The sequence below is a fragment of the Bradyrhizobium barranii subsp. apii genome (assembly GCF_011516635.5).
In the GTDB taxonomy this organism is placed as follows: domain Bacteria; phylum Pseudomonadota; class Alphaproteobacteria; order Rhizobiales; family Xanthobacteraceae; genus Bradyrhizobium; species Bradyrhizobium barranii.
Genome location: NZ_CP096255.1, coordinates 6,058,092 through 6,075,817, shown reverse-complemented (window position 1 = coordinate 6,075,817; position 17,726 = coordinate 6,058,092). Strand labels below are relative to the sequence as shown.

The 17,726-nt window shown below is 61.6% G+C and carries 16 protein-coding genes, 1 tRNA gene and 1 pseudogene; 12 read left to right on the top strand and 6 right to left on the bottom strand.

The window, feature by feature from the left end; all coding sequences use genetic code 11:
• Positions 1-34: 34 nt before the first annotated feature.
• The 4 genes from HAP41_RS29015 (at position 35) to HAP41_RS29000 (ending at position 2,186) form a co-directional block, all read left to right on the top strand.
• Complete coding sequence (locus HAP41_RS29015) at positions 35-997, top strand: Bug family tripartite tricarboxylate transporter substrate binding protein (protein ID WP_224580712.1); 963 nt, start codon at positions 35-37, stop codon at positions 995-997.
• 102 nt (positions 998-1,099) lie between these two features.
• Positions 1,100-1,381 (top strand): hypothetical protein, encoded by a 282-nt coding sequence (locus HAP41_RS29010; protein ID WP_166094982.1) that lies wholly within the window; start codon positions 1,100-1,102, stop codon positions 1,379-1,381.
• 151 nt (positions 1,382-1,532) lie between these two features.
• Entirely contained in the window at positions 1,533-1,820 is a 288-nt protein-coding gene (locus tag HAP41_RS29005; protein WP_224580713.1) for a hypothetical protein, read from the top strand.
• 292 nt (positions 1,821-2,112) lie between these two features.
• Positions 2,113-2,186 (top strand) — tRNA-Gln (locus HAP41_RS29000).
• Positions 2,187-2,225: 39 nt separating this feature from the next.
• Here HAP41_RS29000 and HAP41_RS28995 read toward each other — a convergent pair.
• Entirely contained in the window at positions 2,226-2,699 is a 474-nt protein-coding gene (locus HAP41_RS28995) for a hypothetical protein (RefSeq protein ID WP_175618065.1), read from the bottom strand.
• A 205-nt stretch (positions 2,700-2,904) separates the two neighbouring features.
• On the opposite strand from HAP41_RS28995, the gene istA reads away from it, so the two are divergent.
• Together istA and istB are read left to right on the top strand one after the other, a co-directional pair.
• The gene (gene istA, locus HAP41_RS28990; protein WP_166063394.1) at positions 2,905-4,446 is read left to right on the top strand and encodes an IS21 family transposase; all 1,542 of its coding nucleotides are present in this window, start codon (positions 2,905-2,907) and stop codon (positions 4,444-4,446) included.
• A 16-nt stretch (positions 4,447-4,462) separates the two neighbouring features.
• On the top strand, positions 4,463-5,224 hold the full coding sequence (gene istB / locus HAP41_RS28985; RefSeq protein WP_166063422.1) for an IS21-like element helper ATPase IstB: 762 nt from the start codon (positions 4,463-4,465) through the stop codon (positions 5,222-5,224).
• Here the strand turns inward: istB and HAP41_RS28980 are convergent.
• On the bottom strand, positions 5,196-5,804 hold the full coding sequence (locus HAP41_RS28980; RefSeq protein WP_175618066.1) for a DEAD/DEAH box helicase family protein: 609 nt from the start codon (positions 5,802-5,804) through the stop codon (positions 5,196-5,198). The two genes, istB and HAP41_RS28980, sit on opposite strands and share 29 nt — an antisense overlap.
• On the opposite strand from HAP41_RS28980, the gene HAP41_RS28975 reads away from it, so the two are divergent.
• Positions 5,803-7,077: an IS256 family transposase gene (locus HAP41_RS28975; RefSeq protein WP_166064748.1), complete on the top strand. Its 1,275-nt coding sequence runs from the start codon at positions 5,803-5,805 to the stop codon at positions 7,075-7,077. The genes HAP41_RS28980 and HAP41_RS28975 overlap by 2 nt on opposite strands.
• Before the next feature lie 1,281 nt (positions 7,078-8,358).
• Positions 8,359-8,595, top strand: a complete 237-nt coding sequence (locus tag HAP41_RS28970) for a hypothetical protein (protein ID WP_166094996.1) — start codon at positions 8,359-8,361, stop codon at positions 8,593-8,595.
• 149 nt (positions 8,596-8,744) lie between these two features.
• Here HAP41_RS28970 and HAP41_RS28965 read toward each other — a convergent pair whose 3' ends face one another.
• Positions 8,745-9,563 (bottom strand): hypothetical protein, encoded by an 819-nt coding sequence (locus tag HAP41_RS28965; RefSeq protein WP_166095003.1) that lies wholly within the window; start codon positions 9,561-9,563, stop codon positions 8,745-8,747.
• A 14-nt stretch (positions 9,564-9,577) separates the two neighbouring features.
• Here HAP41_RS28965 and HAP41_RS28960 point away from each other — a divergent pair, with 14 nt between their 5' ends.
• Positions 9,578-10,852, top strand: a complete 1,275-nt coding sequence (locus tag HAP41_RS28960; protein WP_166064748.1) for an IS256 family transposase — start codon at positions 9,578-9,580, stop codon at positions 10,850-10,852.
• 380 nt (positions 10,853-11,232) lie between these two features.
• Positions 11,233-12,068 (top strand): annotated as a pseudogene (locus HAP41_RS28955) (IS5 family transposase).
• Between the two features lie 198 nt (positions 12,069-12,266).
• On the opposite strand, the gene HAP41_RS28950 reads toward HAP41_RS28955, so the two are convergent.
• Positions 12,267-13,394 (bottom strand): site-specific integrase, encoded by a 1,128-nt coding sequence (locus tag HAP41_RS28950; protein ID WP_224580714.1) that lies wholly within the window; start codon positions 13,392-13,394, stop codon positions 12,267-12,269.
• Between the two features lie 383 nt (positions 13,395-13,777).
• On the opposite strand from HAP41_RS28950, the gene HAP41_RS28945 reads away from it, so the two are divergent.
• Positions 13,778-15,121, top strand: coding sequence for an IS1380 family transposase (locus HAP41_RS28945; RefSeq protein WP_166053720.1), 1,344 nt, complete (start codon positions 13,778-13,780; stop codon positions 15,119-15,121).
• A 179-nt stretch (positions 15,122-15,300) separates the two neighbouring features.
• On the opposite strand, the gene HAP41_RS50105 is transcribed toward HAP41_RS28945, so the two are convergent.
• Both HAP41_RS50105 and HAP41_RS50100 read right to left on the bottom strand, forming a co-directional pair.
• On the bottom strand, positions 15,301-15,924 hold the full coding sequence (locus tag HAP41_RS50105) for a caspase family protein (protein WP_256478296.1): 624 nt from the start codon (positions 15,922-15,924) through the stop codon (positions 15,301-15,303).
• A complete protein-coding gene (locus HAP41_RS50100) occupies positions 15,887-17,122 on the bottom strand; it encodes a caspase family protein (RefSeq protein WP_224580716.1) in 1,236 nt (411 codons plus the stop codon). The genes HAP41_RS50105 and HAP41_RS50100 overlap by 38 nt, the downstream gene beginning before the upstream one ends.
• A gap of 205 nt (positions 17,123-17,327) precedes the next feature.
• Here HAP41_RS50100 and HAP41_RS28935 point away from each other — a divergent pair, with 205 nt between their 5' ends.
• Entirely contained in the window at positions 17,328-17,690 is a 363-nt protein-coding gene (locus HAP41_RS28935) for a DUF1428 domain-containing protein (RefSeq protein WP_166095016.1), read from the top strand.
• Positions 17,691-17,726 lie beyond the last annotated feature (36 nt).

The following is a 17,726-nucleotide window of genomic DNA, read 5'->3' as shown; positions in this document are numbered from 1 at the left end:
AACAGTAACAGTAGAGGAAACTTCGATGAGATCGATGTGGCTTGGTCTTGTGTCAGCCGTGTTGCTGGCGACGTCGCCGGCAAAGGCGCAGGACGGCTATCCGGCCAAGCAGGTGACGGTGATCGTGCCCTTCGCCGCCGGCGGCACCGCCGACATCTTCGCGCGCATGGTATCGAACCAGCTGCAAGTGAAGCTGGGCAAGCCGTTCGTGGTCGAGAATGTCGGCGGTGCCGGCTCGATCCTCGGCGTGACGCGGCTGGCGAAATCGGCGCCTGACGGCATCACGCTCGGCCTTGCCAGCACCTCCGCGCTCGCGATCAACCCCACGCTCTACGGTCCGAAGCTCAGCTACCAGCCGGACAGGGACCTGGTGCCGGTCGCCCAGATCAGCGTCGTGCCGAATGTGCTCGTGGTGAATCCGAACAAGATCAAGGTGCGCACCGTGCCGGAGCTGATCGCCTATCTGAAGGCGAACCCGGACAAGGTCTCGTTCGGCTCGGCCGGCGTCGGCACCTCGCAGCATCTTGCCGCTGAACTGTTTCAACAGATGACCGGCACCAAGATGGTACATGTGCCCTACAAGGGCTCCAGCCAGATGCTGACGGATCTGTTGAGCGGCCAGATCGATCTTGCCTTCGACAACGTGCCGCTGCTGCTGCCGCAGGTGAAGACCGGCCAGCTCGCGATGCTCGCCACGGCAACGCCCAAGCGCGCCGCCTTCGATCCGGAAATCCCGGCCGTCGCCGAATTCCTGCCGGGCTTCGAGGCCGTGGCCTGGCACGGCTTCTTCGTTCCCGCGGCCACGCCGAAGCCCATCGTCGAAAAGCTGTCGGGCGAGATCCGCGCCTTCATGCAGCAGCCGGAGACGGTGCAGAAGATGGCCGAGCTCGGCGCGGCCGCGGTTGCGGTCGATTCCGAACCTTTCAAGGCCTACATCGCCTCCGAGACGGAGCGGTGGAAGAAGGTGATCGAAGCGGCGAATATCAAGCTGGAATAGGGGTGGTAGCTTATCCGGAGATGACGATCGGGTCGCTGTCGGCTCGGCTTCCTCACGAGCCCCCGCCGCTTCAAGGACGTGTTTGACGGGTCGGCGTTTCTGGTGTCGATCGTTATCGGATGCGTGGCGGGGATCTCCGCGGGGCTTATGGTCGAGCCGAAGGAAATCGGCCGGCAATTTCTCCTGAGCGTCCTGGCGGCCGGGTACGCTGGCGCCGACTTCATCGACGCGTTCGTGAAGAAGAGCGTCCCCGACATCAACAAGGTTGCGGAAGCCTCCAAAGCCGTCGGCGGGCCGGAAAACTTGCCGGCCGTGAAGGCGCTTGGCGGTAAGGCTCCGGCCGTCGCTGACGCAATCCGCGCCAAAGTGGCGGCCGGGACTTGAGAGCCTGGTCGGAGGGGGAGGCGGTGATCGGGTGATTTGTCGGGGCCTGATATCTGTCCGTCACGTTGCGCCGATTTGATAGGCGAAAGGTCGGCGCCGCACGTCGGGACGAGGTCGGACAATTCGCAGCTTGGCAAAGGAGAGACGTGTCATGACTGTCCTGCTGAGAAACACCTTCAAGGCCTGGATCGACCGGGCGCCGGGCGCGCCGCCCAAGCTGGTCATGGTCGGCGACGTGAGAGTACCGACCGATGGCTGGCAGGCCCGGCTGACCAGGCGCTCGCCGCAGGGGATCAATCCGAAGATCCTGATCCTCGACGTGAATACGCAGCAGCCGGGCGGCGAAGCGCAGGAAGCGATCACCGATCCCGCTCCGCTACGAGGAGAGCCCGCCGCAGGACGAATACGGCCAGGTGATGATCGCGAACGGCAAGGCTGAGATCGTGGTCCGCGTCTGCGGCTCGAATTAACTGAGGCGCGGATGAAGCAGCAGACGGGGGGATTTTCGGCCGCAGGCATCAGCGAACTGGATCAGGCGCTGCCTGCGCCGGCCGGTCTTGGTCACCGGCGCAGTCGCGCCGCCGGTTCACAGGCCCGTGCACCGCAGCGCTTGCCAGCCCAAGGCCGAGCGGGTAGAAGGCTGCCACGCCTGAGCCGTGATTTGCGCCAAACGCGCTTCCGGCCGCAGCTGAACAAGTCAGTAAGCTATTGAATTTGTTCAGCTATTCCGTTGGGGAATGGTGTAACGGTAGCACAACAGACTCTGACTCTGTTTGTCTTGGTTCGAATCCAGGTTCCCCAGCCAAGTTCTCGGAAAGCCCGTTTCGCCAACGAAATCAGGAGCTTACCGAATGTCCCGAAACATCAACCCACCTAGCTTAACCACCCCGGTCGAAGGTGCTAGCCCGCAGCAACTAGCCGACCTCGCAACCTTGCTTGCGCTGATGCAAACCGCTTCAAAGATCAGCCAGGAACTGGACACGCTTGCCAACCAAGTCGGCGGGTCGTCTACGAGCTTGGCTATGTTTCGCTTGGTGGTGCCCTCCCTGATCCTGCGGTCGTACTTCACCTTGCGCATGGCCTCCCGCAGAGGCTTCATGGCGGCCGGGGGAGCGGTTAGTGCTGCGCTTGCCTCACCATCCCTCCACATCAGCTTCGCCGTACTGTCGTTGGTGTCCGAGTGGGCCTGTTTCACCAGGACGTCTTTGAGCGCTTCGACGAGCTTGACTTGATCAGGATGGGCTTGCGCCACGTCAAAAGGCACACAGCCAAGAACAAACTGAAGGCTCTCCAGCGTGACCTTGTTCTCCTCGACCACGTTGGCTAACGCCTCATCAACGATGGTCAGGATGCATGTTTCGCGGGATCGTGAGCACGGATTTCAGGGGATCGTGAGCAGAGATTTCAGACGATCGTGAGCACGGATTTCGCGGGATCGTGAGCAGCTTTTCAGCAACTCAGCCCGCTTCGGCCGACAACTCAACCGGCTTAGGAACTGCCTCGTCAGTGAACGAGGAAGGCCGATGCCCACCCAGAGATTGTCGATGCGCCGGATCAAAGAGGTTCTCCGCTTAAAACATGTTCAAGGCTTGCCGGAGCGAGCCATCGCGCGCACCTTGGGCATCAGCAACGGCGCCGTGCACAGCTATCTACGCCGAGCCGGGGCTGCCGGGCTGAAGTGGCCGTTGCCGGCCGGAATGAGCGACGAGGACCTGGAGCTGCTGCTTTTCCCGGCGCCGAGGCCTGCGTCGCAGAGCCCCCAGCGGGCCGTTCCCGACTGGGGCTATGTCGACAAGGAGCTGCGCCGACGCAACGTGACCCGTCGGCTGCTGTGGGACGAGTATCGCGCCACCCATCCCGATGGCTTCGGCTACACCTGGTTCTGCACGACGTACGAGGCCTGGAAGGGGCGAGCCCGGCCTTCGATGCGGCAGACGCATCTGGGCGGCGAGAAGGTTTTCGTGGATTTCGCCGGCGACACCATCGACGTCATCGATCCCTCAAACGGGGAAGTGCAGTCGATGAAGCTGTTCGTCGCGGCGATGGGCGCCTCCAACTATACCTATGCCGAGGCCTGTCCAAGCGAGGGGCTCGCCGACTGGATCCGGGTCCACATCAATCTTTTCGCCTTCCTCGGCGGCGTGCCGACATTCGTAGTCTGCGACAATCTCAAGGCCGCCGTCACCAATCCCGACCGCCACGATCCCGGCCTCAACCGAACCTATGCCGAGATGGCGAGCCATTACGGCACGGCCATTCTCGCAGCCCGGCCGCGGCGCCCAAAAGATAAGGCAAAGGTCGAAGTTGCGGTGCAAGTCGCCCAGCGATGGATTCTGGCGCGGCTGCGCAACCAACGCTTCTTTTCGTTGGCGGAGCTGAACGCAGCCATCAAAACACTCGTCGTCGAACTCAATGCAAGGCAGATGCGCGACTTTGGCGCCAGTCGCGCCGAACTGTTCGCCGAGCTCGACAAGCCCAAGCTTACAAAGCTGCCGGACCAGGCTTACGCTTTCGCACGCTGGAAGCGATGCCGGATCGGCCCCGACTATCATATCGAGATCGATGGACACTGGTATTCCGCGCCGTATCGGCTCATCCGTGAGCTTGTCGACGCACGCATCGATGACAGAACGGTCGAGATCTTCCACAACGGCCGCAGGATCGCCAGCCACGCCCGCGCGCCCAACCGGCGGGGCCACACCACCATCGCCGACCATATGCCCAGCGCCCATCGGCGCTACGGTCAATGGACGCCCGCCGGAGTGATCGTCGCCGGCGAGCGGATCGGTCCGTCGACCGCCGCCTTCTTCCAGGCCGTGATCGCGGCCCGGCCGCATCCCGAGCAAGGCTTTCGCACCTGCCTCGGCATTCTGTCACTGGTCAAAAGCTACAGCGCGGAGCGCGTCGAAGCGGCCTGCCGGCGCGGCATTCTGATCAAGGCGCGATCCGTCGCCTCGATCCGCTCCATCCTCCAGAACGGTCTGGATCGTACCTTTCTCGACGAGCCCTCCGAACACCAACCCCTGCGCCACGGCAACATCCGCGGCCGCGATTATTTTCACTGAAGCCAAGGAGACCTGTATGCTCAACCATCCCACCCACGAACGCCTGATCGAGCTCGGCTTGAGCGGCATGGCCAAGGCCTTCGAGGAGCAGCGACGATCGCCTGATCTCGAAGCCTTGCCGTTCGAAGATCGCATCGGCCTGCTGGTCGACCGGGAAGCGGCGGAACGCGACACCAGGCGGCTCACCACGCGCCTCAAGCTGGCCTCGCTCCGCCAGAATGCCTGCGTGGAGGACGTCGATTTGCGCACGCCGCGGGGTATCGACCGGGCCGTCTTCGCCAAGCTCGCCAGCGGCGACTGGATCGATCGCCACGAGAATTTGCTCATAACCGGGGCGACCGGATTGGGCAAAAGTTGGTTAGCCTGTGCCCTCGGCCACAAGGCCTGCCGAGATAATCGCTCGGTCCTCTATCACCGCGTCCCAAGATTGTTCGAAGCGTTGGGGCTCGCGCGGGGCGATGGACGTTATGCCCGCTTGCTCAAAACCCTTGGCCGCGCCCAGGTTCTGATTTTGGATGATTGGGGATTGTCGGTGCTCACCGCTGCCGAGCGGCGCGATCTACTGGAAATCCTTGACGATCGCCATGGCCGCTCCTCCACCATCGTAACCAGCCAACTCCCTGTGGACACATGGCACGAAGTTATCGGAGATCCCACGCTAGGCGACGCGATTCTGGATCGCCTCGTCCACAACGCTCACCGCCTCCAGCTTGCTGGCGAAAGCATGCGAAAACGCAACGCCAAAACCATCACCCTTGACGAGCAGCCAGAACGCTGACCCTATCACCGCCTCGGCCGGAGCGAGGCTGCTCACGATCACTGAAATATGCAGTCAGGAGGCGATGACCTCCGTTCCACTGCACGAGGCGTGACCATGCGGCACCGGCAAGGGTCTCAGCGGCATTGACGAAGGCTTGGTGTGTCACGACCAGAACGTCATATCGCCCGATATCATCGGCATCAGTTCCGCTCTTTGAGTGATGAGCAACGGCGACGTTCGCCCCCGCCATCGCGTTGACCTGAGCAGCGAGGTCGTCGGCCTGCTTAATCAGGCGGGTCACGAGGAGCACACCCACAGGCTTGAGGTTGCCTTGAGTGTCCCGATTGCGCTTCGCCTGCATCGCCGAATAGAGGCACGCCCCTTGTGTCTTTCCTGACCCGGTAGGAGGCTGAAGGACCTTCCAGCGCGCATCATGCTCGCTGATGTTATCTATGATTGATCGTTCAAAGACATTTCCCATCGTCTCCCAAAGGGAGGGGGATGTCCCGGGTTCTGTTGAATTTCTGAAGAGGTCGGCGTTGCCCACCTTGAGCCGGTAGGCTCGGGGTGCTGATTCCACAAAGGAGAGCAACGCCATGACGAGAGATATCACACCGGCTGGTTGGCCGGCGACCGGGGCTGTGGAGAAATCATTTGCGGAAGTGCGAGCGAGCTTCGATCGGTTCTGCCTTGCGGCAGGAATCGAGGCGCTCGGCACGATGATGGAGGCGGATGTGACAGCGGCCTGCGGGCCGCGCCACGGTCGTGATGCGGCGCGGCGGGCGCACCGTTGGGGCCGAACGCGGGGGCGGATCGGTTTCCACGGCGGCAAGATCGAGGTCGATCGCCCGCGGGTCCGGGGCATGGACGGCCGCGAGGTCACGATCCCGAGCTGGGAAACGGCGGCGCAGGAGGACTGGCTCGGTCGCTGGGCGATGAACCTGATGCTGATCAATGTGTCGACGCGCCGGTTCGGCCGCGCCGTCCGGCTGCCCGAGGGTGACGTGCCGGCACCGCCCGGATCGGGGATTTCGAAGTCGGCGGCCTCGCGGAGGTTCGTGGCTCTGTCGGCGGCGCGGCTGGCCGACTTCATGGCTGCCGATCTGTCCGCGCTCGACCTTCTGGTGGTCCAAATCGACGGGCTGCATCTCGACGACGATCTCGTGCTGGTGGCCGCGATCGGGGTTGACGGCGAAGGCAACAAGCATCCGCTGGCGCTGGTGGAAGGGGCGACCGAGAATGCAGCAACGGTTCAGGCCCTGCTGGACAACCTGGTCTCGCGCGGGCTCGACCCGACGGTGCCAAGACTGTTCATCGCCGACGGCGCGAAGGCGTTGTCGAAGGCGATCCGCCGCACCTTCGGTTCGGCCGCTGCGATCCAGCGCTGCCAGATCCACAAGGCGCGCAACATCATGGAACGCCTGCCGAAAGAGCATCATGCGGCCACCCGCCGGGTGCTGCGCCAGGCCTGGGAGCTCGATGACGCCGACAAGGCTGAAAAATTGATCCGCAATCTCGCGCGTCGACTCGACCAGCAATGGCCCGGCGTTGCGGCCAGTATCCTCGAAGGCCTCGACGAAATCCTGACTGTCGTCCGGTTGAAGTTGCCGAAGGAGCTTCGCCGATCGCTCGCCTGTACCAATATCGCCGAGAACATGATGGGCACCATTCGCCGCGTCACGCGCAACGTTAAACGCTGGCGGGATGCCGGTATGGCCTTGCGATGGGTCGCGGCCGGTATGATCGAGGCCAACAAGGGCTTCCGACGATTGAAGGCGCATAAGCAATTGTCGGTTCTGCGTGCGGCCCTTCAAGCTCACCACGATCGCATGACAATCAAGTCCGTTGCCCACGTCACGAGGGCTGCGTAATATTCATTCCGGCAACGTCGACCCGACGTAGTTCAACAGCGATCGGGACATCCCCAAAGGGAGCGCAGAGAGCCTGAAGACGGCATATGGAGCGTCTGTGTCCAATGATCGTTCATTGCGGACACAAACTCCAGCGGTGGCACGAGAGCGTACTGCCCGTGCATACCGATAACGGTAGTCATGAGTTGTGGACCTTGATGTTTCGGGATTGAGGTTGAAGGCTGCGAGGGGGGCTCGTGCCTGCTTCGGAGGTCTCGTGACGCTTGAAAGGTCAAATACGCCCTTCAAGCTCTTACCCCTCTCTCTAGAGGTTTCAGGGGTGTGTTTATTTGGTCATAAACAGGGTCGCTTTAGGCGCCTCTAGGGCCTTCGCAGAGCCGTTTCGGCCTGAAGGCTCCCTTGGCACCTTCATCGCTTAAGTCGCACAGTGAGCCCCGCTGCGAGGTCCTGAGGCCATTCCTGATGACGGTCATAGGTCATCATTCTTAGTGCCCTTCAGGAGCTTTGAAGGTGACGCGTGAGGGCAACACCGAGAACAGGACCCAGGGGGGTTCGCAGTGAAGAACTCACAGCCATCAGCATTATCGTCGTCGGTGGTGGTTGCTTCTAAGCCGCCACTGCTCCATCAACGTGAATGGGCTTAGGAGAGGTTGATGAGAGCTTTGGGGTTAGTGCTGGCGCTGATGCTGGCAGGCTGTGTGACGCAGGAGGACGCTGGCGTGAGGGCAGCTAAGATGGAGGCACAAGACGACGCCTCTTGTCGGCAGTTATCCGCTGGAAAGGGCGCTGACGCCTACACACAGTGCCGGAGGAACTTGATAGGCTACCGGCAACAGGCCGTGGTGGAGGAAGAGCAGAAGCGCGCAAGGGTCTCTGAGGCTCTTGAGGGCATGAGCAGGTCCTTGCAGAGCATCAACAATCCACCCCAAAACGTAAACGTCACTGTGTCGTGTGCGTATGGTCCGGGGCGCTGCTGATGCTGAAGCGGCCTGACCCAATCGTGGGCCAAGCCGTCCTAGTAAAGAACTCGGCAATCCCAGGTCTTTATCGGTTCTCGTTTAGGCTCCTAAGCGAGGGTTATAAGCGACAGCCGTTGCGCCCAAGTTGATGGCGAGCGCCGTACCTGTGACGTTGACAACACGGTCAACCGTCAAGGCATCAACGCGCCTCGTGGCGGCGAGTGGCATCCTACCGCTGTTGCGCGGTTGCTCAATCGCCTATCTAACGCCGCGTGAAGGTACTACAGGAAAGTCTTCTGTCCTGAGAAAGCGGGTTGAGCACATGAAGATCATTAGCTGGTTGAGTGTTATCTTCGCGGGACTGGCCGCGCTCTTGTGGGCGTGGTCAGCCGTTGTAAATCTGCCCGTAGTGCGAGCTACATTCGACGGCATTGGAGAAATCGAGACGTTCTCGGTAGCGCTGCGCAAGGTTTCTCGGCTGAACATGTACGCAGCCGGTTGCGCGTTCGCCTCAGCGCTCCTTCAAGCAATCGTGGTCTATCTCACCACCACGCAATGACGGATCGTGCTGGTTGGTTGGATGATGGACCAATGTTCATTGAGCTTATGGAGGGCCTGGAGGTCGCTGAGAGCACGGTGAAGCTCCTCGTGGGTCACAAGCGCACCAGTATGACTCCGGCGAGAAGATTATGGAAGCGATCGGCCAGGTCACGTCAATATGAGATCATCCTCAAGGACATAGCCAAAGACTAGCACGGGCTTCTCCCCTTCCTTATCGCTGTACATGACCCACCAGTACCAATCGTCGTCAACCATTCCCTCTGTTGCGTAGCTCGTCCACACTTCCTTCCCGTTCGGCACAACGTGAGTAACCGCACCACTTTTGTCTGCTCTATCGTAGATATTCGCGTCTTTGTTGACCTTTGCGTTTATCTGGCCGTGCCCCTCGACGTAGCGCGCTGCCCTGTGCGCATTTTGTCGGGCAAGCAAAATTGATGTCATGGTGGATAGGACTAGAGCCGACCGTTCCTGAAAGCCGTCCTCGTCGTAAAGTCGCGGGTCATGCTTCACACGCCACTTGTCCTCCGCTTTGTGTCTATAAACCTGCGGAGTTAGGCGCCACACATTCCAGAAACCTGTGTGGTCTATGCCTTCCTTGGTTAAGTCCTGATCTACCTGCGCGTGGTCCAAGACAACATAACCGAAGTGATCTTTGACGTTCTTCTCAATGTAGTCCTTGCTGCGAGCATAATACGGCGCTCGACTCCCGTCAGAGAGCAGTCCGAACGACGAGTTGTCCAAGTCGCGCTGTGTATCGTACCAAGTCTCGAATGTAACAAAGAACGCCTTCCGGCAGTCGGCCAAGCATTGACCATAGTTGCCATCGCGATGTTCCTTTTCGGCCGCCTGCAAGAGCTTCTTGGCTTCTCCGTCGTCAAGCAGGGGATGTCCCGGGTTCTGTTGAATTTCTGAAGAGGTCGGCGTTGCCCACCTTGAGCCGGTAGGCTCGGGGTGCTGATTCCACAAAGGAGAGCAACGCCATGACGAGAGATATCACACCGGCTGGTTGGCCGGCGACCGGGGCTGTGGAGAAATCATTTGCGGAAGTGCGAGCGAGCTTCGATCGGTTCTGCCTTGCGGCAGGAATCGAGGCGCTCGGCACGATGATGGAGGCGGATGTGACAGCGGCCTGCGGGCCGCGCCACGGTCGTGATGCGGCGCGGCGGGCGCACCGTTGGGGCCGAACGCGGGGGCGGATCGGTTTCCACGGCGGCAAGATCGAGGTCGATCGCCCGCGGGTCCGGGGCATGGACGGCCGCGAGGTCACGATCCCGAGCTGGGAAACGGCGGCGCAGGAGGACTGGCTCGGTCGCTGGGCGATGAACCTGATGCTGATCAATGTGTCGACGCGCCGGTTCGGCCGCGCCGTCCGGCTGCCCGAGGGTGACGTGCCGGCACCGCCCGGATCGGGGATTTCGAAGTCGGCGGCCTCGCGGAGGTTCGTGGCTCTGTCGGCGGCGCGGCTGGCCGACTTCATGGCTGCCGATCTGTCCGCGCTCGACCTTCTGGTGGTCCAAATCGACGGGCTGCATCTCGACGACGATCTCGTGCTGGTGGCCGCGATCGGGGTTGACGGCGAAGGCAACAAGCATCCGCTGGCGCTGGTGGAAGGGGCGACCGAGAATGCAGCAACGGTTCAGGCCCTGCTGGACAACCTGGTCTCGCGCGGGCTCGACCCGACGGTGCCAAGACTGTTCATCGCCGACGGCGCGAAGGCGTTGTCGAAGGCGATCCGCCGCACCTTCGGTTCGGCCGCTGCGATCCAGCGCTGCCAGATCCACAAGGCGCGCAACATCATGGAACGCCTGCCGAAAGAGCATCATGCGGCCACCCGCCGGGTGCTGCGCCAGGCCTGGGAGCTCGATGACGCCGACAAGGCTGAAAAATTGATCCGCAATCTCGCGCGTCGACTCGACCAGCAATGGCCCGGCGTTGCGGCCAGTATCCTCGAAGGCCTCGACGAAATCCTGACTGTCGTCCGGTTGAAGTTGCCGAAGGAGCTTCGCCGATCGCTCGCCTGTACCAATATCGCCGAGAACATGATGGGCACCATTCGCCGCGTCACGCGCAACGTTAAACGCTGGCGGGATGCCGGTATGGCCTTGCGATGGGTCGCGGCCGGTATGATCGAGGCCAACAAGGGCTTCCGACGATTGAAGGCGCATAAGCAATTGTCGGTTCTGCGTGCGGCCCTTCAAGCTCACCACGATCGCATGACAATCAAGTCCGTTGCCCACGTCACGAGGGCTGCGTAATATTCATTCCGGCAACGTCGACCCGACGTAGTTCAACAGCGATCGGGACATCCCCCGTCAAGCAGGTCAATGAGACTGATGGTCCAGAAGTCTACACCATGGACCTTCCGGCAAACTTCCTCCAGAAATTTTCTGGTGTCCGTCACATAACCGCTGACCTCCTTGCGGTTTGGTGGAATTCCATCATGCTTTGCCGATACTCGGACCCTGTTCACTTCGAGCAGCCGTCTGCGATAAGGCAGATCAGAGCCCAAGGCTTCGCTCAGCTTATCCAAATATTGTGGGAAGTCCGTCTTAGTGTCTGTTCCAAAACATGTTGAGTCGAATGAATCGGTTGTGATTCAAGGTGAGCGGCCTGATTCGATGGGGACGCGCCGCCAATGTGGACTACCGAGAACCGTGCACGCTACGACCGCAGCCGCCTGCGCTATCCGAGCGACTTGACCGACGAGGAGTGGGCGCTGATCGCGCCTCGCATCCCGCCGGCCAAGCGCGGCGGCAACAAGCGTACGGTGGACCTGCGCGAGATTGCCAACGGGCTGATGTACATCCTGAGCACAGGTTGCCAGTGGCGCGCGATCCCCAAGGACCTGCCGCCGCGCTCGACGCTGTATGGCTACTTCGATCTGTGGAGCTGGAACGGCACGCTCGATAAAATTCATCACGCCCTCTATGTCGAATGTCGCGAAAGGGCCGAGCGCGAGGCTTCTCCCACCGCCGCCATCATCGATAGCCAGAGCGTGAAAAGCGCTGAAAAAGGGGGCCTCATGATCTCCATGGCTACGACGCGGGCAAGAAGATCAAGGGCAAGAAGCGGCACATTCTCGTCGACACGCAAGGCCTCTTGATGCACGCCATCGTGCATGCGGCGGACATCCAGGATCGCGACGGCGGCGTGCTCCTGATGGCAACGTTGTTCGGCCTCTATCCCTTTCTTCTGAAGCTCTACGCCGACGGCGGATATCAAGGGCCACATTTCCAGAAGGGGCTGCGTAGCGCTCTGAAGCGCGTGAACCTCGAAATCGTCAAACGCTCCGATCAGGCTCACCGTTTCGTCGTCTTGCCCAAACGCTGGATCGTCGAGCGTACCTTTGCCTGGCTCGGGCGATGCCGAAGACTGTCCAAAGATTGGGAATGCTTCAATCACAGGGCGCTCGCCTTTCTCAAGCTGGCCTCCATCCGACTCATGCTGCGAAAGCTATGCAATCCAAGGTAATCTTTCCGGACAGACTCTTAGGCTTCAGCGCAACATTTAGATGATCAAGGGAGGCAACGAAGAATACCTCGATTGCGTCCTGTAGAAGACTTACGCAGGCGGCGTCTCCCGTCTCTTGCTGCGCACGCACGTTTTGCAAAGCAAGCTCGAACAAGTACCGGGCTAACACAAGGCGCTTTATTACAGGCTCACTCAGCATCAAGAAAAGTCCTCCTTATCCCCATCGACCTCGACTTGATCCCTGAACCGCCCATACGCCTTGCTGATGTACCAAGAGCGCTGGTTGTCCGGTCCTCCAGGATCAAGACCGGCGAAAAGGTATTCGTCCTTGTCAGCGCGGCGGCGCTCGATGATGCTCACAGCCAGTGGGTGAACTGGTATTTCGCGCTTAGCGGCTCGCGTCTTGCCGCTTGTGATGTCCAGCCAATATCCATCGTCGCGTTTGTGTACGTCGGCGCGCTTGAGGGCGCACAACTCCTCCAAACGAGCCCCGTGGAGCAGTGCGAGCCTCAGGAGGTCGCTGAGCACCTGAGCGAACTTGGGCGTGCTGTAGATGCCCCTAAGGAGCTTCAGGAGTGCTTTGTCAGGCAGGCCCTTGCGCTCAGCCGGTTCCTCCTTCTTGCCGAGTTGCTGGCCTCGCCACGGGTTCTCTTGGGCCACGCCGCGTCCTACGAGCCAAAGCCACAGGGAGGAGAGGGACGATACGTGCCTCCTTGCGGTGGCGCGGGCGAACCCGGAGCCAGTCAGCAGTTCGGTCACGTAGGCTCCTGCCTTCTTCCGGGATACCTCCTCAACGGTCACGCTGTCGGTGGCCCAACCCATGAAGCGCTTAATGGTGCTCTCGTGCTGCCCCTTAGTTTGTCCTGCATGCTGGACCTCAGCGAGCCAAAGGGGGTACTGATCCTTCAGGAAGGTCGCTTGGCCTGTGGCGGCGTTGTAGAACCGTGCTGCGGCGTCGGAGCCGTCCGTATCTACTATCTCGTTCGCTTTCGCTCTGAGGCGGTCAAGCTCCTCTTCGTATTCGTTCCACTCTCGCTCTTGGTCGTCTTCGTGCCAGCGCTTGTTGGAGCTTTCGAGGGCCTGTCGGAACTCTGCTGCCAACCGAGCCAACTTGGCGTCGCTGTCAGTACCGCCCTTCGCCCATTCGGCAATCTGTCTGTGGAAATTGGCGACGTGGAAGTGCTTGCGCCTATTCGCCTCAGCGAGACTGTCGGTGCCAAGGGACTTCTTGAAGCGCTTTCTGCCAGCCTTGGCCTGGAGGGCCTTAGGGACCTCGACGACGACGGAATAGGTGTTGTACTGCTTGACGAGATACTTGCGGTCCATGCCAACCCACCTAGATCACCCACCTAGACTTATCGTCGGAAGTCGCTATAAACAAGGCGTTATAGGGCTTCCGAGATGTTTTGGTTGAGTATCCAGGTTCCCCAGCCAGTTCCGGGCGATTTACCCAGATCATAACCTGCTCTGAATCGGGCCCGCGTCGCGAGCCTGACGTGCCGTCGGCAGGCGTCTCCTTTCGTCGGTGCCACCTCGGCGCGTTGGCCCGACTCATGGCGCCCACGATGCGCCGCGCCGCGATGCTAGCCCGTCTTATTCGTCAGAGGGCGCCTGAGAGGCTGGCGAGCGTGGTGTAAAGCGCTGATGCGGCGTAGGATTCGGTTGCGAAGCCAACCCCATCACCTTCAGCCGCGAACACCACGCCCGCCATGACCGACGATACGATTCTGCCCTTCTCGTTTCCAGCCGTTCACGCCAAGAAAGTCACAGCTGCCTTCGATGGCGGTCGGCTGACCTCGAACGGGGGCGTGATGCTTCTGGCGATGGCCGAGCGGCGTCTCGGCTTGGCCGACAATTTGGCCCGGGTGTTCCCGGATCGGCGCGATCCGACGCGGGTCGTGCACAGCCTGGTCGATATGTTCCGCGCGCGCATGTTCGCGATCTGCTGCGGCTACGAGGACGCCGACGACCTCGATCATCTGCGGTCCGATCCCGCATTCAAGCTGGCCTGCGGACGGCTGCCGGACACGGGTCGCGATCTGTGTTCCCAACCGACGCTGTCGCGTCTGGAGAATGCTCCGCGCCTGCGCGACGTGATCCGACTGACCTACACTTTGGTCGACGCATGGATGGATAGCTACCCGCGCGAGCCGGCATCCGTCACGCTCGACATCGATGATACCTGCGATGTCGTCCACGGCCATCAGCAGCTCTCGCTGTTCAACGCTCATTATGACGAACGCTGCTTCCTGCCGATCCACGTCTACGACACGGAGAAGAGCCGGCCCGTGGCGGTCGTGCTGCGGCCCGGCAAGACGCCGGGCGGCGTCGAGGTGCGTGCCCATCTGCGCCGCCTGGTACGGCATATCCGGACGCGGTGGCACAACACGCGAATTACGTTCCGTGGCGACGGGCACTATGCCCGGCCGGAGGCAATGGCGTGGTGCGAGACCAACGGCATCGACTACATCTTCGGTCTGTCCGGCACCAAGCCGCTCGCCAGAAAAGTCGACGCGGTCGCCGACGACATCCGCACGCGACGCGCCATCGAGAACCTGCCGGTTCTGCGCGGCTATACCGAGACGCGCCACAAGGCAAAGTCCTGGGATCGCGAACGACGCACCGTCGCCCGTATTGAGGCGACGATGCTCGGCCTCGACATCCGCTTCGTCGTCACCAGCCTCGATGTCGGCTCGGCCGAGTGGATCTACGACAGCCTGTATTGCGCGCGCGGCCAAGCCGAGAATCTGATCAAGCTGCATAAGACGCAGCTCGCCTCCGATCGCACCAGTTGCCGTTCGGCGCTCGCCAATCAAGTCCGCCTCGTTCTCCATACCGCCGCTTATTGGCTGATGCTGACCGTGCGCGACGCCATTCCCAAAGTCCGGGAATTGGCCACTGCCGAGTTCGCGACGCTGCGTCTTCGGCTCTTGAAAATCGCCGCCCGGGTTGTCGAGACCAAGAGCCGCATTCGCCTTGCGTTCGCCGCGGCATGTCCCGAAGCCGACCTGATCCGCAGCTTGCCCGGCGCGCTGCTGCCGCTCGGTCCTTGACCGGTGGGGCGTCCGCCCGCGTTCACCCAACCCATCCCTCAAGCGCGTTGCAAAGTACCGGTCGTCAGGCGGTGAAAAGCCGAAGGCAATCCTGTGCGCCTCGTCAGCGGAGGTGTGCGGATGCACCAGTCGGACCAAAATACCGCGCTCTCACGAATAGGGCGGGCTAGGCGAAACGATTAGCGGCGCTTCTTCCGGCCCGTCTTGGCGGCACGCTTTTTCGGCGTCCGCCGCTGGCCGCGACCTGCATCTGCCGCGCCCCATGGAATTTTTGCGCTGACGCGCGTCTTGGCGCCGACGAGATTGGGCGTCTGGTTGTATTTGAGGCGACGGAGTTTGGCCGTGACGAGCTCGCTCAGCTCCTGGAACGACGGATTGGCGCCGCGGTCTCGTTGTTCACGCAGCACCTTCGCCATGCAGAACGTGTAGGCGCCATACGACGTGACGCCGTCACGATATTCATAGGATAGCTCCTGCTCCTGGCAGGCCTCGAGGAGGATCGGCAGATAAGGACCGTGATGCCCGAGCTCGGCCCGCGTCTTGTTGTATTCCTTATCGGGCTGGGTGCGGAGCGCCATGCTGCGCCCGAGCCGTTGCGTGGCGCCGTTGTCGCCGAGATAGTCGGCACCGTTCTTGCTCTTGCTCAGGCTCTCGTTGAGGGGAGGGAACTCGCGCGGCACCCACATGCCTTCGCTTGCCTCCCACCGCAGCGCCCGGTGGCGGATATCGTCGGGCGGCGTCAGGCCGCGGATACGCGGACCACCGTCACGTGTCATGCCGCCGGAATGGCAGCAGTCGAGCATGGCGACGAAATAGCAGTCGTACGGAAGCTGTGAGTAGAGCTGGCTGAACTGGCGTGAGAATGGCGTGCTCGGGCGTCCAGTCGAAATCATAGGGAACGAGGCACTCGTCGACGCTATCCGGTGCGCCGCTCGGGCTGTATCTGGGAATCTGGGCGCCATGGCCCGAGTAGAACAGCATGCGCTCGTCGCCGTCGCGGACGCCCTCGAGCAGCCAGTGAAGCCTTTCCATGATGCCCTGCGCCGTCGCCCGCTCATTGAGCACGACGCGTATTTCGTCCGGCTTGAAGCCGCTCTCCTGTAGCACCGAGCTCATGAGGAATACGTCGTTGACGCATCCTTCGAGCCTGTCCGCGGGTTTGGGATAGTCGTTGATGCCGATCAGCAGGGCGCGGCGGGTCGGCCGGGCGTCAATGCGGGCAATCCCCCGCGCGGCGCTGACGATGGAGCGGGACGTCGGCACCGGGACCACGTCGTGCCAGACGGTGGCGACGGTCTCGGGGCGCGACAGGTACCAGGTCGCGTTGTGATTCAGGAGATCGTTGGGGACATCGAACGGTGTCAGCACCTGTTGAAAATTGTCTGCGGCGATCTCGAGCGGATAGGTGAGAACGCGATCTTCCCGGTTGAACAGATGGTACCATTTCCGGCAGGGAAGGTCCTGAATGCGGCCTGCGAAGATGTCGCGCACCGCGGGATTGCCGATCTGCGAGCCGAACGTGACGAAGACCTTGTCCCTGATCGCAGCGGGGTTGCGCACGAACGTGTCGTAGCAGATCAGCGAGCCGAGACTGTGAGCCAGGACAACGTCGTAGTTGCCGCTCTTCAGCTTGTCGAGGACTGCGCCGCGCAGCGCGGCCTGCAGCTGTTCATCCACCGACCACTGGGCGACCATGCCCGCGGTCCATCTGATCAGGGTTGGTACGTCATCGAGGCTGCGTGTGCCCGCGAGCAGATCACCGCCGCCGTGGACAGTCGCGCTCGCGAGCAGTTTTGCCAGTGCGATGCCATAGGTGATGAGATTCGGCGGGCTCTTGTCGAACAGGTCGTCATACGAGAGGAAGTCGATGGCCGGATTGAAGCTCTGATCGACGGACTGGACGGCGCGTATGATCGCCTCGGACCATGACTTTCGAAACTCGGCGTCGATCTCCGCGTGACCGACGCCGTGGACACAAAGCAATGACAGGCGGGTGCTCATGAAAGCTGCCTTCTCAACTGCAATCTGAAGTAGCCGATGTGCGAGCGCAAACGTCCGGGATGATGTCACGGCGCGGCGAGCTTCAAATGTGAAGTAGCGCACGAAATCCTCGCGACAGTTTGCCTCACCTTGCGGGTGTGATGACGTGTCGGATCGCCGTGCGCCGCTACGTCCTTGGGGCAGGCAACCCAAAGGAGATCCCGTGATGCCCTATGTCGATGGTTTCGTGCTGGCCGTGCCGAAGGACAAGATCGAGGCCTACAAGGCGCTGGCGCGAAACGCCTGCACCATATGGATGGAGCACGGCGCGCTCGACTACGTCGAGTGCATCGGCGACGACGTGCCCTATGGCGAATTGACCTCGTTTCCGCGCGCGGTGATCGCGACGGAGGACGAGGTCGTGGTGTTCTCCTGGATCGTCTACCGTGACCGGGAGACCCGCGATGCCGTCAACAAGAAGGTGATGGCCGATGAGCGGCTCAAGGGCGCCGACATGCCCTTCGACGGCAAGCGCATGATTTATGGCGGCTTCACGACGCTGCTGCGGGCGAGCGACATCGTCGGCTGACGGCGTCTCGCAGGGTGGGTTGGCGACAGCGTCACC